The sequence below is a fragment of the Alcanivorax sp. VBW004 genome, from assembly GCF_009718865.1.
Lineage (GTDB): Bacteria > Pseudomonadota > Gammaproteobacteria > Pseudomonadales > Alcanivoracaceae > Alcanivorax.
Genome location: NZ_WNHC01000001.1, coordinates 3,211,834 through 3,225,933, shown reverse-complemented (window position 1 = coordinate 3,225,933; position 14,100 = coordinate 3,211,834). Strand labels below are relative to the sequence as shown.

At 58.2% G+C, this 14,100-nt stretch carries 14 protein-coding genes; 13 read left to right on the top strand and 1 reads right to left on the bottom strand.

Annotation, left to right across the window (positions count from 1 at the left end; genetic code table 11):
* Positions 1-70: 70 nt before the first annotated feature.
* Entirely contained in the window at positions 71-1,693 is a 1,623-nt protein-coding gene (nadB, locus tag F1529_RS14680) for an L-aspartate oxidase (protein WP_007150586.1), read from the bottom strand.
* Between the two features lie 272 nt (positions 1,694-1,965).
* On the opposite strand from nadB, the gene F1529_RS14675 reads away from it, so the two are divergent.
* From F1529_RS14675 to pdxJ, 13 genes are all read left to right on the top strand, one after another.
* Entirely contained in the window at positions 1,966-3,177 is a 1,212-nt protein-coding gene (locus F1529_RS14675) for a hypothetical protein (protein WP_155135787.1), read from the top strand.
* A gap of 301 nt (positions 3,178-3,478) precedes the next feature.
* Positions 3,479-4,063 carry an RNA polymerase sigma factor RpoE gene (gene rpoE, locus F1529_RS14670; RefSeq protein WP_007150383.1) on the top strand — a complete coding sequence of 195 codons (585 nt, stop codon included), beginning with the start codon at positions 3,479-3,481 and terminating at the stop codon, positions 4,061-4,063.
* A 4-nt stretch (positions 4,064-4,067) separates the two neighbouring features.
* Positions 4,068-4,652 (top strand): sigma-E factor negative regulatory protein, encoded by a 585-nt coding sequence (locus F1529_RS14665; RefSeq protein WP_155135784.1) that lies wholly within the window; start codon positions 4,068-4,070, stop codon positions 4,650-4,652.
* A 3-nt stretch (positions 4,653-4,655) separates the two neighbouring features.
* Entirely contained in the window at positions 4,656-5,636 is a 981-nt protein-coding gene (locus F1529_RS14660; RefSeq protein WP_155135781.1) for a MucB/RseB C-terminal domain-containing protein, read from the top strand.
* A 23-nt stretch (positions 5,637-5,659) separates the two neighbouring features.
* A complete protein-coding gene (locus F1529_RS14655) occupies positions 5,660-6,109 on the top strand; it encodes a SoxR reducing system RseC family protein (protein WP_232211681.1) in 450 nt (149 codons plus the stop codon).
* Positions 6,110-6,145: 36 nt separating this feature from the next.
* The gene (locus tag F1529_RS14650) at positions 6,146-7,594 is read left to right on the top strand and encodes a DegQ family serine endoprotease (protein ID WP_155135778.1); all 1,449 of its coding nucleotides are present in this window, start codon (positions 6,146-6,148) and stop codon (positions 7,592-7,594) included.
* Positions 7,595-7,821: 227 nt separating this feature from the next.
* Positions 7,822-9,621, top strand: coding sequence for a translation elongation factor 4 (gene lepA, locus F1529_RS14645; protein WP_007151197.1), 1,800 nt, complete (start codon positions 7,822-7,824; stop codon positions 9,619-9,621).
* Between the two features lie 172 nt (positions 9,622-9,793).
* Positions 9,794-10,585 (top strand): signal peptidase I, encoded by a 792-nt coding sequence (gene lepB / locus F1529_RS14640; protein ID WP_155135775.1) that lies wholly within the window; start codon positions 9,794-9,796, stop codon positions 10,583-10,585.
* A 1-nt stretch (position 10,586) separates the two neighbouring features.
* Positions 10,587-10,970 carry a DUF4845 domain-containing protein gene (locus F1529_RS14635; protein WP_155135772.1) on the top strand — a complete coding sequence of 128 codons (384 nt, stop codon included), beginning with the start codon at positions 10,587-10,589 and terminating at the stop codon, positions 10,968-10,970.
* The gene (rnc, locus tag F1529_RS14630; RefSeq protein ID WP_339344213.1) at positions 10,967-11,653 is read left to right on the top strand and encodes a ribonuclease III; all 687 of its coding nucleotides are present in this window, start codon (positions 10,967-10,969) and stop codon (positions 11,651-11,653) included. Before F1529_RS14635 ends, rnc begins: the two co-directional genes overlap by 4 nt.
* Positions 11,646-12,578 (top strand): GTPase Era, encoded by a 933-nt coding sequence (gene era, locus F1529_RS14625; protein WP_155135769.1) that lies wholly within the window; start codon positions 11,646-11,648, stop codon positions 12,576-12,578. Before rnc ends, era begins: the two co-directional genes overlap by 8 nt.
* Positions 12,565-13,242, top strand: coding sequence for a DNA repair protein RecO (gene recO, locus F1529_RS14620; RefSeq protein ID WP_155135766.1), 678 nt, complete (start codon positions 12,565-12,567; stop codon positions 13,240-13,242). Before era ends, recO begins: the two co-directional genes overlap by 14 nt.
* A gap of 117 nt (positions 13,243-13,359) precedes the next feature.
* A complete protein-coding gene (gene pdxJ / locus F1529_RS14615; RefSeq protein ID WP_155135763.1) occupies positions 13,360-14,085 on the top strand; it encodes a pyridoxine 5'-phosphate synthase in 726 nt (241 codons plus the stop codon).
* The last annotated feature ends 15 nt before the right edge of the window (positions 14,086-14,100 follow it).

Genomic DNA, 14,100 nt, shown 5'->3' with positions numbered 1-14,100 from the left:
GCTCCAGGGCGCGGTCTCTTGCCTTTCAGAACAGAAAGGGGCAGTTCGCGACGTTATTAATTCTTAGCTACTAACTATTCATTGTGTCCGGCGTCAGGATCGTGTCCCTGGTTTCTTCGTTCACGCCGGGGAAGTCACGCATGAAATGCAGGCCACGGCTTTCCTTGCGTTGCATGGCGGAGCGGATGATCAGCTCGGCGATCACCACCAGGTTGCGCAGTTCCAGCAGGTCGTTGCTGATGTGGTAGTTGCTGTAATACTCGGCGATTTCGCTCTTCAGCAGTTCGGCCCGGTGCAGGGCTCGCTCCAGGCGTTTTTCTGTTCTCACAATGCCCACGTAATCCCACATGAAGCGGCGTAGTTCGTCCCAGTTATGGCTGATCACCACGTCCTCGTCTGAGTCGGTGACCTGGGAATCGTCCCATTCATTGTCGTCCCGGGGCGTGGGAAGGTTATGCAGGTGTGCGCCGATATGGTCGGCGGCGGCTTTGCCATAGACGAAGCACTCCAGCAGGGAGTTGCTGGCCATGCGGTTGGCGCCGTGCAGGCCGGTGAAGCTGGTTTCGCCGATGGCGTAGAGGCCGGGTACGTCGGTTTGTCCGTGTTCGTTGATCATCACGCCGCCGCAAGTGTAGTGGGCGGCAGGGACCACAGGAATCGGATCGCGGGTGATATCCAGCCCCAGCTGCAGGCACTTGGCGTACACGGTGGGGAAGTGCTCGATGATGAAGTCCGCTGGCTTGTGGCTGATGTCCAGGTACAAACAGTCCGCCCCCAGCCGCTTCATTTCATGGTCAATGGCGCGTGCTACCACATCCCGGGGCGCCAGCTCGCCGCGTTCATCAAAGCGGTTCATGAAGCGTTCGCCATTGGGTAGCAGCAGATGCCCGCCTTCGCCGCGAATGGCTTCGGTGATCAGGAAGCTTTTCGCCTTGGGGTGGTAGAGGCAGGTGGGGTGGAACTGCATGAATTCCATGTTCGCCACCCGGCAACCGGCTCGCCAGGCCATGGCAATGCCATCGCCGGTGGCCACATCCGGGTTGGAGGTATACAGGTACACCTTGGAGGCGCCGCCGGTGGCCAGTACCACGGAGCGGGCCAGGATAACGTCGGTTTCCCCGGTTTGAATATTGTGTACGTAGGCACCGCAACAGCGTTTTTCTTTGCCTTGTTCCCCGTTGGGGGCGTCGTGTTCCTGCACGATCAGGTCCACGGCCACCCGGTGTTCAAAGCGGGTCACGTTGTGTTTCTGGCAGACCTGTTCAATCAATGTGCCGGAAATGGCTTTGCCGGTGGCGTCGGCGGCATGAATGATGCGCCGGTGGCTGTGGCCGCCTTCGCGGGTCAGGTGGTAGGGCAGCTTGCTGCCGTCACCGCTGTCGAAGCGGGTGAAGTCCACTCCCAGATCAATCAGCCAGCGGATGGCGTCGGGACCGTTTTCCACGGTGAAGCGCACGGCATCGTCGTGGCACAGGCCGGCGCCGGCCACATGAGTATCGGCCACGTGGCTTTCCAGTGAATCTTCCTGATCCAGCACCGCGGCCACGCCACCCTGGGCGTAGTAGGTGCTGGCACTGGTGAGCTCTCCTTTGGAGAGCAGGGCAACCTGACACTCATCCGGCAGGCGCAATGCGGCGGTGAGGCCTGCAGCGCCGGAGCCGATAATGAGTACATCGTGTCGGTAGGTAGCCATGGAGAATCCTGTTGTGAAGAGCCCGGTTGGATGGGATATGCGGTGGCCAGTATAGCGGTGAATTCGGCTCTGGCTAAATGACCAATGCTGATCTATCCCCCAAATGGGGTATGCGGTTTTGTGACAGAGTTGTTATTTTCCTGTGACTTGGGACAGCGCTGCTTTCATTGGGGGGAGTGGCGTACGGAAAATCAGTATCGGGGAACACTATGAGAAGGGTACTAAAAGTGCTGGCAACCAGCGCGATAGCTGTGAGCTTGTTGAGTGGCTGTATGTCTGCAAATTACTACACCGAGCAAGGGACGCCAATCACGCAGGACACTATTGATCTTTTCAACACTAATCCGAATAACCCGATTATTCCCTACGCCAAGGGAAAAGCGACTTATAATGCCTATCCGTGGGCCAGTGAAAAGTTCCAAAAAAGCCTGAATGAGAAGCCCAGAAGTAGCGCCAATGATGAATTGGCCCTGGCAGCGGATTACTGGTTGCATGAGGGGGATATGCCGCCGCTGGATATCACTGTAACGCGCCAGCGTCCGAAAAATAGCATTGCTACGATTGCTACGGTGGTGGTGACTACGGTGGGGTGTTCATTCAGCCTTTGTCTGGTGCCCATGGTGGCACCGCAGCAATTCGATACGACCATTGAAATGCGTTCGGAAGGAGAGCTGGTGTACAGCGCCAACGCTCACTATCGCGGCACGATTTTCATGAGTTGGTTTCCGCTAGGGAAATTGCGAGGTACCCAGAAAGTCACCGATGCGGCCTGGTATGCCTCTTTCTTTTCCCATGAAGAAAAGCTGACGCGAAATATTGTTGCTGAAGAGCCTCTGTATGACTCGCTCAAGAAATCAAAGGATGTGGACAAGCTGGCCGCCGCGCTGGATAACCCGGATCTGAAGTTCTATCGCCCATTGGTGTCTACCCATTTGGCTGAGGTGTTGGCGGGGCGCAAACGTAACGAACGCCTCAAGGCCTATGCGGCGATCGTCGAAAAACACCCCGAATTTGCGGATGACATCCAAGGCAATGAACGCCTGCTGTTTGTGGGGCCGGCAGATTTGCGGGTGATGGATGTGCTGAAGAAGACCTACCGCAAGCGCTCGGCACCGGCCATGGCGGCGAGTATCAAGGCTGCGGGCCAGCCCTATGGCCTGTTTACCCCTGAAGAATCCAGTTGGTTGACCAGGGAGGGGCTGCCTGCTGACGTGGTGGCGGCCATGATCGAGGTCAGTGAACCGAAGGCGGCACCCGGGACCGGACCTGCTGGCTTGATGGCGGCCGCCGCCCCGGGCGGGCAGGCCGGGGCTCAACCGGTGGCCGGCAACACCCTGGAAGCCACAGCCACGGAATGTTCCAAGGCGTATGCGGCCAAGAAGGTCTGCGAAACCCTGCCCGGCGATCCGTTCGGTTTGCTGATGCGTGGCTGTATGGCCCAAGTGAAAAAGAAATTCGGCGGTAGTGGTTGCTCCATTTTCTAGTCTTGATGCCCCCCCCTCGCCAGATTCGTCCTGCCTTGCGAGGGGGCTCGGTTTGCCTGATCTTGAGAATGCGTCTGATTTTCAGCTTTATTGGAACCATCAGCGTTTCTGCCTGTCCGATTCTGTCCTATAAACACGCCATCGCATTGGCAAAGAAATGTTCAAGCAATGTGAAAAGGTGGCGAAATCGCGCTCATGGTGTAGCCGCCACGCCGGCAACTGCTACAATGGCGCGTTTTAGCGGGTCGTCATAATTCGGCCATGGTTACTTCACGCGTTTCGCGATAGATCCGGGGGATCGGTGTCAGACGAAGAGTTGGTCAAGAAAGCCAAAACCGGCGATCAACGTGCCTTTGAGGTGCTGGTGCACAAGTACCAGCAGCGCCTCTTTGCGTTGATTAGCCGTTATGTGCGTGACCAGGACGAGGTCCAGGATGTTGCCCAGGAAGCCTTTATTAAAGCCTGGCGCGCGCTGCCCCGATTCCGTGGAGACAGCGCCTTTTATACCTGGCTTTACCGTATCGCGGTCAATACTGCCAAGAATCACCTGGTGTCTGCCAGCCGGCGGCCGCCGGGCTCTGACCTGGATGCAGCCGAAGCCGAGCAGTACGCCGGTGCAGAAATGCTGCACGAAATTGGAACCCCGGAGTCCCTCGTGTTGTCAGAGGAACTGGAGGCGGTGATCCATGCAGCGATCAACGAGCTGCCTCAGGAGTTGAAGACTGCGGTGACCCTGCGTGAATTCGAGGGCCTCAGCTACGAGGACATTGCGGTCGTCATGGAATGCCCGGTGGGCACAGTTCGGTCCCGGATCTTCCGGGCCAGGGAAGCAATTGACACAGCTGTCCGCCCGCTATTGGGCTCACAGCGCGGCGATAAAGGGTGAGAGTATGAACAGGGATTTGGAAACGTTGTCCGCGTTCCTCGACGGTGAAACCAGCGAGCTGGAAACCCGCCGGGTGATGCGTGATATCGATGATAGCGAGCTGGATACGCTGGCGCGCTGGCAGCTGGCCAGCGACGTGATGCACGGCCAGGCTTCCATGGCGGTGCCGGCGGGTTTTAATGCCAGCCTGTCTGCTGCGTTGGCAGACGAAGCGCTGCCGGCGCGTCGTCCGGCATGGCTGGGTGGCATGGCGCGCCTGGCTGTGGCGGCTTCTGTGGCGGCGGCCACGGTGGTTGGCTGGCAGACCTGGGAAGGCAGCCAGGCGGTGAATGGTTCTGCAGCACCGGCTCTGGCCGCTGCGGCGCCGGATAACCGCATCAGCCGTCCGTTTGGTGAAACCTCCCTGGTTTCCCAGGCGTTCAAGACCAGCAATGTGACGGCGACCCCCGCTACTGCGGTGCCGGTCTCCCAGCCCCGTGTAAACAACATGCTGCTGCGTCATAGCGATTTCGCAGCGCGCCATAGCGGCCAGGGCATGATGCCCTTTGCGCGCCTGGTCAGCATGGATGCCCGTCACGGGGCCCGCTAACGGATGATGCTTCGAGCTCTTGCCTTCTCTCTGACCCTCTGCTCGCCAATGGTGGCGCTGTCTGAAGTGGCGCTGGCGAACCCCTCGCCGGCGCAGGATCAGCTCCAGTCCATGGCACAGGCCAATCGCTCCCTCGATTACACTGGCCGTTTCCTTTATCAATTTGGTGCCGAAGTCAGCACCATGGAAGTGAGCCATGCGGTGATAGGTGGCCGTGAGTTCCAGCGGCTGACCCATCTGGATGGCCGCCTGGTGGAGGTGCTGCGCCGGGGCGACGAGGTGGTGTGCCTGCACCCGAACGGCACCCTGACTCGCATTAACCGTGAGAAGGGCGGCCCCTTGGCCCTGGGCGACCGGATCGCCAATGATGTGCCGGAGCAGTACAACATTCTGGTGGATGGTGATGGCCGCGTTGCCGGCCGTGCGGCCACGCGTATGCGTGTGGCGCCCCTGGATAACCACCGTTACGGTTACCGCCTGTGGCTGGATAACGACAGTAATCTGCTGCTGAAATCGGAAGTGGTTGATGGCAGTGGTGTGGCGCTGGAGCGAGTGGAGTTTGTCACTCTGACGCTGGCGCCGCCGCTCACCGAGCAGGATTTCGCCATCCCGGAAACCGTGAAAGAAAGCGATCTGAAACAACTGGCGGATTCTCACCCGTCTCACCAGTTGTCGGTGGATGCGAAATGGATGCCGGCGGGGTTTACCTCCGTGGATAAAGACTGGCGCCAGGGCGGCTCCGACCGCGAGCCGGTGGCAGCACAAGGCTACAGTGACGGTCTGGCGGCCTTTACCGTGTTTGTGGAAGCGGTGGGTGACAGCACCGTGGAAGAAGGCGTGAGCCGCGTAGGCCCTACGGTCGCCGTTAGCCGCAGGCTCACGGCCCCCAGTGGAGCCTACCTGGTGACGCTGGTGGGCGAGGTGCCGCAAAACACCGCAGAGCGGGTGATTGAAGGCATCAGCGTGCGAGACAGCCAGCCCTAATGTTGCAGGAGCAGGGAGTCGTCGTGGCGGTAGAGCCCGGGGCTATCTGGGTAGAAACCGTGCGTGCGTCCACCTGTGGTGCCTGCAAGGCGAAAGCCGGTTGTGGGCATCACCTTATCAATGAACAGCAGTCCGGGCAGCGCGCCCGCCTGCGGGTTCCTTCTCAAGATTCTCACCAGGTTGGCGATACCGTTAATGTGGCCTTACCCGAAGGCGCGTTGATGCGTGGTGCCCTGTGGGTATATGGGTTGCCACTGGTGTTGCTGTTTACCGGTGCCTTGCTTGGCTCGGCGCTTCCCGTCGAAACCGTTGATACGTCTGCCTTGCTGGGTATGGCGGGGCTGTTTCTCGGTTTTGCGGTCAACCGTGTCATGAGCCGCCGTGCGGGGCATACTCTGGCTTATCAACCACGCTTGGTGCCATCCGGGGACGATAGTTGCCAGGCTGTGGTGATTAAGCCTGCATCGCAATAACAGGCCGCGGACAAGGCCTGACAAAAGGAGACTTCAATGCGACGAGAATTTCGTTTCGCAGCAGTGTGGCTTGTAATCCTGAGTACCGTACTGGCGGCATGCTCCGACCCTGCTTCTGAACCTTCCAGCGAACGCGGTGAACCCCTGGTGACCGGCCTGCCTGATTTTACCCGCCTGGTTGAAAAGGAAGGACCGGCGGTGGTGAATATCAGCACCGTGACGCACCGGGATGAGTCTTCTGCCGCGGATCAGCTCAAGCAGCTGCCGGAGTTTTTTCAGCACTTTTTTGAACAGTTCGGTGGCGAGGGTGACATGCCGTCGTTGCCGGAGCAGGACGATACCCGTTCGTTAGGGTCCGGGTTCATCATTTCCGCTGATGGTTACGTGCTGACCAACAACCATGTGGTGGCGGAAGCGGATGAAATCATGGTGCGCCTGCAGGACCGCCGTGAGTTGCCCGCCGAGTTGGTGGGAGCGGATGAGCAGAGCGATCTGGCTTTGCTGAAGGTGGATGCCGGTGATCTGCCGGTGGTGGACATCGGCTCCTCTGCGGATTTGAAAGTCGGCGAATGGGTATTGGCCATTGGCGCCCCGTTTGGCTTCGACAGCAGTGTGACGGCCGGTATTGTCAGCGCCAAAGGGCGCAGCCTGCCCAGCGACAGCTATGTACCCTTTATCCAGACCGATGTGGCGATCAACCCGGGTAACAGCGGTGGGCCGTTGTTCAATCTGAGCGGTGAAGTGGTCGGGATCAACTCACAGATTTTCAGTCGTTCCGGCGGCTATATGGGGGTGAGCTTTGCCATTCCCATGGACATGGCCATGGATGTGGTCAGTCAGCTCAAGGATGGCGGTAAAGTCAGCCGAGGATGGCTGGGCGTGCTGATTCAGGAGGTTGATCGGGATCTGGCCGAGTCCTTTGGCCTGGATTCGCCCCGCGGTGCGCTGGTTTCCCAGGTGCTGGCGGGCTCCCCAGCCGAGGCGGCCGGGGTGGAGCCGGGCGACGTGATTACCCGGTTCAACGATGAGACTATCTACCGCTCATCGGAGCTGCCGCGTTGGGTTGGCCTGGTGAAGCCCGAATCGGATGTGGACATGGTGGTGATCCGCGATGGCGAGAAAAAGACCTTGTCGGTGACCATCGGCCTGCTACCGGATAACCCGGAAATGGCCCTCAAGGGCGGGGCTGAAACCGATAAGGCGTCACCCGCGGTGAAGCTGGGTCTGGCCGTGCGGGAAGCATCAGCGTCGGAATTGAGCCGTCTGGACCTCAAAGCCGGTGTGGTGGTGACCCAGGTGAGCGAGGGCCCGGCACGCCAGGCGGGTATTCAGGCGGGGGATATTCTGGTGACCCTGCACAATACCCCGATCAACAGCGCGGCGGATCTGGCCGATGCGGCGGCGGCCTTGCCGGAAGACGGCACGGTGGCGGCACTGGTCAACCGTGATGGCACTCCCCGTTTTCTGGCACTGAAGCTGCCATAACCCCTTTTTCAGGGCCTGACACAGGGTTTTTCGGCGCACCGGACGGTGCGCCGTGCAACTCCCCCCCGATATCCGCTAGAATCGCGGCCCATTGTTTGTCGTTTTGAGTATCACGGTGTGTTGTCCGGCGCAGGGCTGGGCAGCAGGACGGTTCTTTCTGATCCTTGGGGTGTGACCACGGGGCGGGGAGTGCCGGTGCGGCAACGACTTTTTGTTCAACAGGCCTTATGACTGACATCAAGAATATTCGCAACTTTTCCATCATTGCCCATATCGACCATGGCAAATCCACGTTGGCAGACCGCTTTATCCAGGTTTGCGGCGGCCTTAGTGACCGTGAGCTGAAGTCTCAGGTGCTGGATTCCATGGAGCTGGAGCGGGAAAGAGGCATTACCATCAAGGCCCAGAGTGTGACCTTGTACTACAAGGCCCGTGATGGCGAAACCTACCAGTTGAATTTTATTGATACGCCGGGCCACGTGGATTTTTCCTACGAGGTCTCCCGCTCCCTGTCGGCCTGTGAAGGGGCGCTGCTGGTGGTGGATGCTGCCCAGGGTGTGGAAGCCCAGTCCGTGGCCAACTGCTACACCGCCATTGAACAGGACCTGGAAGTGCTGCCGGTTCTGAACAAGATCGACCTGCCCCAGGCCGAGCCGGAAATGGTGATCAACGAGATCGAGGAAATTATCGGCCTGGATGCCCATGATGCCTGCCGGGTGTCGGCCAAGACCGGCGTGGGTGTGGATGATCTGCTGGAGCAATTGGTCGAGCGCATTCCCTCCCCGGAAGGCAAACGCGAATCGGACCTGCAGGCTCTGATTATCGATTCCTGGTTCGATAATTACATGGGCGTGATCTCGCTGGTGCGGGTGAAAGAAGGCTGCCTGAAAAAAGGTGACAAGATTCTGGTGAAATCCACCGGGCAGACCCATGTGGTCGACAGCCTGGGGATCTTCACTCCCAAACGCACCGAGACCAAATTGCTGGAAGCCGGCGAAGTGGGCTGGGTGAGCGGCAGCATCAAGGATATTCACGGGGCACCGGTGGGGGACACCCTGACCCTGGCGAAAACCCCCAATGTACCGGCCTTGCCGGGCTTCAAGAACGTCAAGCCGCAGGTCTACGCGGGCATGTTCCCGGTGAGTGCGGATGACTATGAAGATTTCCGTGATGCGCTGGCCAAGCTGACCCTGAATGACGCCTCCCTGTTCTATGAGCCGGAGACGTCCGACGCGTTGGGCTTTGGTTTCCGGGTGGGTTTCCTTGGCATGCTGCACATGGAAATCATCCAGGAACGGCTGGAGCGCGAATACGACCTGGACTTGATTACCACGGCGCCCACCGTGGTGTACGAACTGGCGCTGGTCTCCGGCGACATCCTGCACGTGGATAACCCGTCCAAACTGCCTGAAGGCGGCAAGATCGAGGAGTTCCGTGAGCCTATTGCGCGGGTCAATATCCTGGTGCCACAGGAGTTTGTGGGTAATGTGATCACTCTTTGCGTGGAGCGCCGTGGTTCACAGATCAATATGCAGTATCTGGGTAAACAGGTTGCCCTGACCTACGATATTCCCATGGCGGAAGTGGTGCTGGATTTCTTCGATCGTATCAAGTCCGTGAGCCGGGGCTTTGCCTCCATGGATTATGCCTTCGAGCGATTCGAAGCCACCAAGCTGGTGCGCGTCGATGTGTTGATCAATGGCGATAAGGTGGATGCGCTGGCGATGATCTGTCACCTGGATCAGTCTGCCTACCGGGGCCGTGCCCTGTGTGAAAAAATGAAAGAGCTGGTGCCGCGCCAGATGTTTGATGTGGCCATCCAGGCGGCCATTGGCAGCAAGATTATTGCCCGCCAGACCGTAAAGGCTCTGCGCAAGAACGTGACCGCGAAATGTTATGGCGGTGACGTATCGCGTAAGAAAAAGCTGCTGCAGAAGCAGAAAGAAGGCAAGAAGCGCATGAAGCAGGTGGGGAATGTGGAAATCCCCCAGGAGGCCTTCCTGGCCGTGCTGAAGGTGGATGATTAAAGAGCCGCAGCAGGCCGCACGCATCACGCAACACGCGAGAACCTGCGGTTCTGCCTTTCGGGCTTTTATTGGATCTGGAGTTCTGGCACTTAACTTTTCACATTAGGTGTTTTTGCTTTTGACGTGATGCGTGGGGCGTGCAGCTTGTTGCGTCTTTTAATGGAGATTTCTGTTGGATATTGATATCGGTTTCTGGTTGACCCTGGCGCTGACGATTACGGTTGTCGTCTGGCTGATCGACAAGGCTCTGAAATTGAAGAGCAAGGGCGGCCCGGTGGCCAGTGTAGTGGAAACCTCCAACTCGCTGATTTCAGTGTTCTTCGTGGTGCTGGTGATCCGTTCATTTATTGTTGAACCGTTTACCATTCCCTCCGGCTCCATGCTGCCAACCCTGAAGGTGAATGACTTTATTCTGGTTAACAAGTTTGCCTATGGGCTGCGTTTACCCGTAACCAATACCAAAATCATTGCAACCGGTGAGCCTGAACGCGGTGATGTGATGGTGTTCAAGTTCCCGGAAAACCGGAAGCAGAACTTCATCAAGCGTGTGGTGGGGTTGCCCGGTGACACGGTTCAGGTGAAGGATAACGTGCTGACGGTGAACGGGGAGATCGTTGACCGGGATCTGGTGAATGAATGGGCTGGCCCGGGTGTGTGGCGCAAGCAATACGTTGAGCAGTTGGGTGACGCGACTCACCTGATTTGGCAGGAAGGCAAAAACAACCCCTATACCGGGCGTCAGCTGCCGCAGGCACGTACCCAGGGAGAATGGACGGTGCCGGAAGATGCCTACTTTGTGATGGGCGACAACCGTGATAACAGTAACGACAGCCGATTCTGGGGTATAGTCCCTGAGGGGCTGGTCGTGGGGGAAGCGTTCATGATCTGGATGCACTGGAAACCGGTTTTCTCTCTGCCCAGTTTTTCTCGTAATGGCGCTATTGATAAGGTGGAGGCAAACTAAAATGATGACAACAACGCCCTCACGGCAACGTGGGATGTCGATGATCAGCTGGGCAGTCGTGCTGATTGTTGTGGCTATCCTGGGGACAGCAGCATTCCGTATGGTTCCGGCCTATATGGAGCACAACACGATTTCGACAACCATCCGCTCATTGCTGCAGGACAGCAAAACAGCACTCATGTCCCCGAGTGAAATTCGCGCAGGGATCGACAAGCGTTTCACCATTAACCAGGTCAATGTAATTCGTGTCGATGACTTGGCTATCGCCAAGGAAGGTGGTGTGCTGACCGTGTCCACAGACTATGAAGTGCGCGAACCGATGTTCTACAACGTGAGCATCGTGATGACCTTCAAAGACGAGTTCAAGAAAGACGTTCGCCAGTGAACGGTGACCTTAACCGGCTGATGGCCCGTTTGGGCTATCAGTTTCAGGATATTTCCCTCCTCGAGTTGGCGCTGACACACCGTAGTGTCAGCCGTCACCGTAACTACGAACGGCTGGAGTTTCTCGGTGATGCCCAGCTCGGGCAGATTATCTCCGTTGCCCTGTTTGAACAGTTTCCTGAAGCTGCTGAAGGTCAGCTGACCCGTATGCGTGCGTCTCTGGTGCGTGGCCAAACGTTGGCGTTGGTGGCACGGGAACTGGGCTTGGGGGAATACCTGGTGCTGGGTGGTGGCGAGCTGAAAAGCGGTGGCTTTCGTCGCGATTCCATTCTTGCGGATGCGCTGGAGTCGATAATTGGCGCCATGCTGCTGGATGGTGGCGAGCCCCGTTGCCGGGATGTGGTGTTGTCCTGGTTTGCGCCCCGCCTTGAAGCGGTTTCACCGCAAAGTGCCCAGAAGGATGCCAAAACCCGTTTGCAGGAATGGCTGCAGGCGCGCAAATTTGAATTGCCGACCTATGAAGTGACCCAGGTGGAAGGCCTGGCACCGCAACAGACCTTTGATGTGCAGTGCTCACTGGATCAGGTGCAGCAGATATTTATCGCCCAGGGCGCGAGCCGCCGCAAGGCTGAGCAGGAGGCCGCAAGCCTGGCGCTTGAATGGCTGGAGCAGCAGTATGACTGATACCCCAACGTCCCACCCCGATGATTCCCAAGCGACCCGTTGCGGCATGGTGTCCATCGTCGGGCGTCCCAACGTGGGGAAATCCACGTTGATGAACCACTTGATCGGCCAGAAAGTCAGCATTACTTCACGCAAGCCGCAGACCACCCGTCACCGTATCCACGGAATTCTCAGCCGGGACAACTATCAGATTATCTTTGCCGATACGCCGGGTATTCACACGGGACAGGAAAAGGCGCTTAACCGCGCCATGAATGAAGCCGCAGTGTCCACCCTGTTCGGTGTGGACGTGATCTGCATGATGGTCGATGCCATGAAGTGGACGCCGGCGGACGAGCACGTGCTGTCCCTGTTGCCGGAAAAAGATCAGGTGCCGGTGCTGCTGATCATTAACAAGGTCGATAACGTGGATGACAAGGCCGCCTTGTTGCCGCATATCCAGACCTTGAGTGAACGTTACCCCTTCGATGCGGTGATTCCTGTCTCCGCATTGCGCGAACAAAACCTGGTGGAGCTGGAAAAGGCACTGGTTCAGCGCTTGCCGGAAGGTGAGTTCTGGTACGAGGAGGATCAGCTTACCGACCGCAGCCTGCGTTTTATGGTGGCGGAAATTATTCGTGAAAAAGTGGTCCGCCAGCTCGGGCAGGAAGTGCCCCATCAGGTGAGTGTGGAAGTGGAGATGTGGGAAGATGGCCCCCGCGTCACCGAAATTTCCGCCGCCATTCTGGTGGAGCGTCGCGGCCAGAAGAAAATCCTTATTGGTGACAAGGGCGAGCGAATCAAGCAGATCGGCATTCAGGCCCGTGAAGATATTGAACGCCTGATCGAGCGCAAGGTGATGCTCAACCTGTGGGTGAAGATCAAGGCGGGGTGGTCCGATGATGCCCGCGCGCTGCGTTCGCTCGGCTACGATGAGCCGCGCTGAGCCGTCACTGCAAGCCGCCTGGTTGATTCACCGGCGGCCTTTTCGTAATACCAGCCTGACGGTAGATCTGTTTCTTCCCGCGCTAGGCCGTATCGGCGCGGTGGTGCGCGGTGGCCGCAAAGACCCCTTGCTGGCACCGTTTACGCCCTTGTGGGTAGAGCTGAAACCCTCCGGTGAGATGTATTCCTTGCGGACGTGCGAGCCGCGCGGCAATCGCCTCACGCTGACCGGCAAGGCGTTGTACTGCGGGTTTTACCTGAACGAGCTGCTGACGCGACTGCTGCACCGGGATGATCCCAATCCATCGGTTTGGCCGTTATACGAGCAGGCACTGTCCGACTTGCAGACGCAGACTCCGTTCGATATTACGCTGCGGCAATTCGAATTGGCGGTGTTGGAGCAAATCGGTTACGGCATTGCTCTGGATCAGGATGTTCACGGGCACGGGTTGGATCCCGAGGCGTTATACCAGTTAAATCCTGAGCAGGGTTTGGCGAAGACAGAAACCGGGGGCGGTTATGCTGGCGCAGACTTGCTGGCCATTGCCCAAGGTGATTGGCATCCCGCTTCGCGCAGGGCAGCATTGAGTCTGTGTCGACATTTACTGGCGCCGCATCTGGGCAACCGGCCATTGAAAAGCCGGGAGCTGTTTAGAGAGAAATGAAAGCTAGAATCAAAATACGAGCTACGAGCTACGAGCTAGAAGCTAGAAGCTAGAAGCTAGAATTCTGGCTCGTCCTCTACAGGTCGGCCAGAAAAGAATGCGTTTAAGGTGAGTCTTATGTCCAGAGTACTTCTCGGCGTCAACATCGATCATATCGCCACTCTTCGCCAGGCCCGTGGCACCCGCTACCCTGAGCCGGTACAGGCCGCGTTGGTCGCGGAGCAGGCCGGTGCGGATGGCATTACCGTGCACCTGCGTGAAGACCGCCGGCATATCAATGACCGGGATGTGGAACTGCTGGCGCAGACGCTGCAGACCCGCATGAATCTGGAAATGGCGGCCACTGAAGAAATGGTGGGCATTGCCTGCCGCATTCAGCCGCCGCATTGCTGCCTGGTACCGGAAAAACGTGAAGAGCTCACCACCGAAGGTGGACTGGATGTGGCGGGCAACAAGGCCTGGATTGCCCAGTGTTGCCAGCGACTGGGGCAAGCGGGTATTGAAGTGTCGTTGTTTATTGATGCGGATAAAGCGCAAATTGCGGCTGCCCGCGAATGCGGCGCCCCGGCAATCGAGATTCATACCGGTGGATACGCCGATGCAGAAACGGTGGACGCACAGCAGCAGGAGCTGGCGCGCATCCGTGAAGGCGTGGCGTTTGCGCTGGAGCAGGGGTTGGTGGTTAATGCTGGTCACGGCCTGCACTATCACAACACCTTGCCGATTGCGGAAATCCCGGGCATCAATGAATTGAATATTGGCCACAGCATTATCGCCCGGGCGGCAATCACCGGGCTGGATGAAGCCGTTCGCAGCATGCGGGCCATGCTCGACAAGGTTTAGGCACTGCATCCAGCG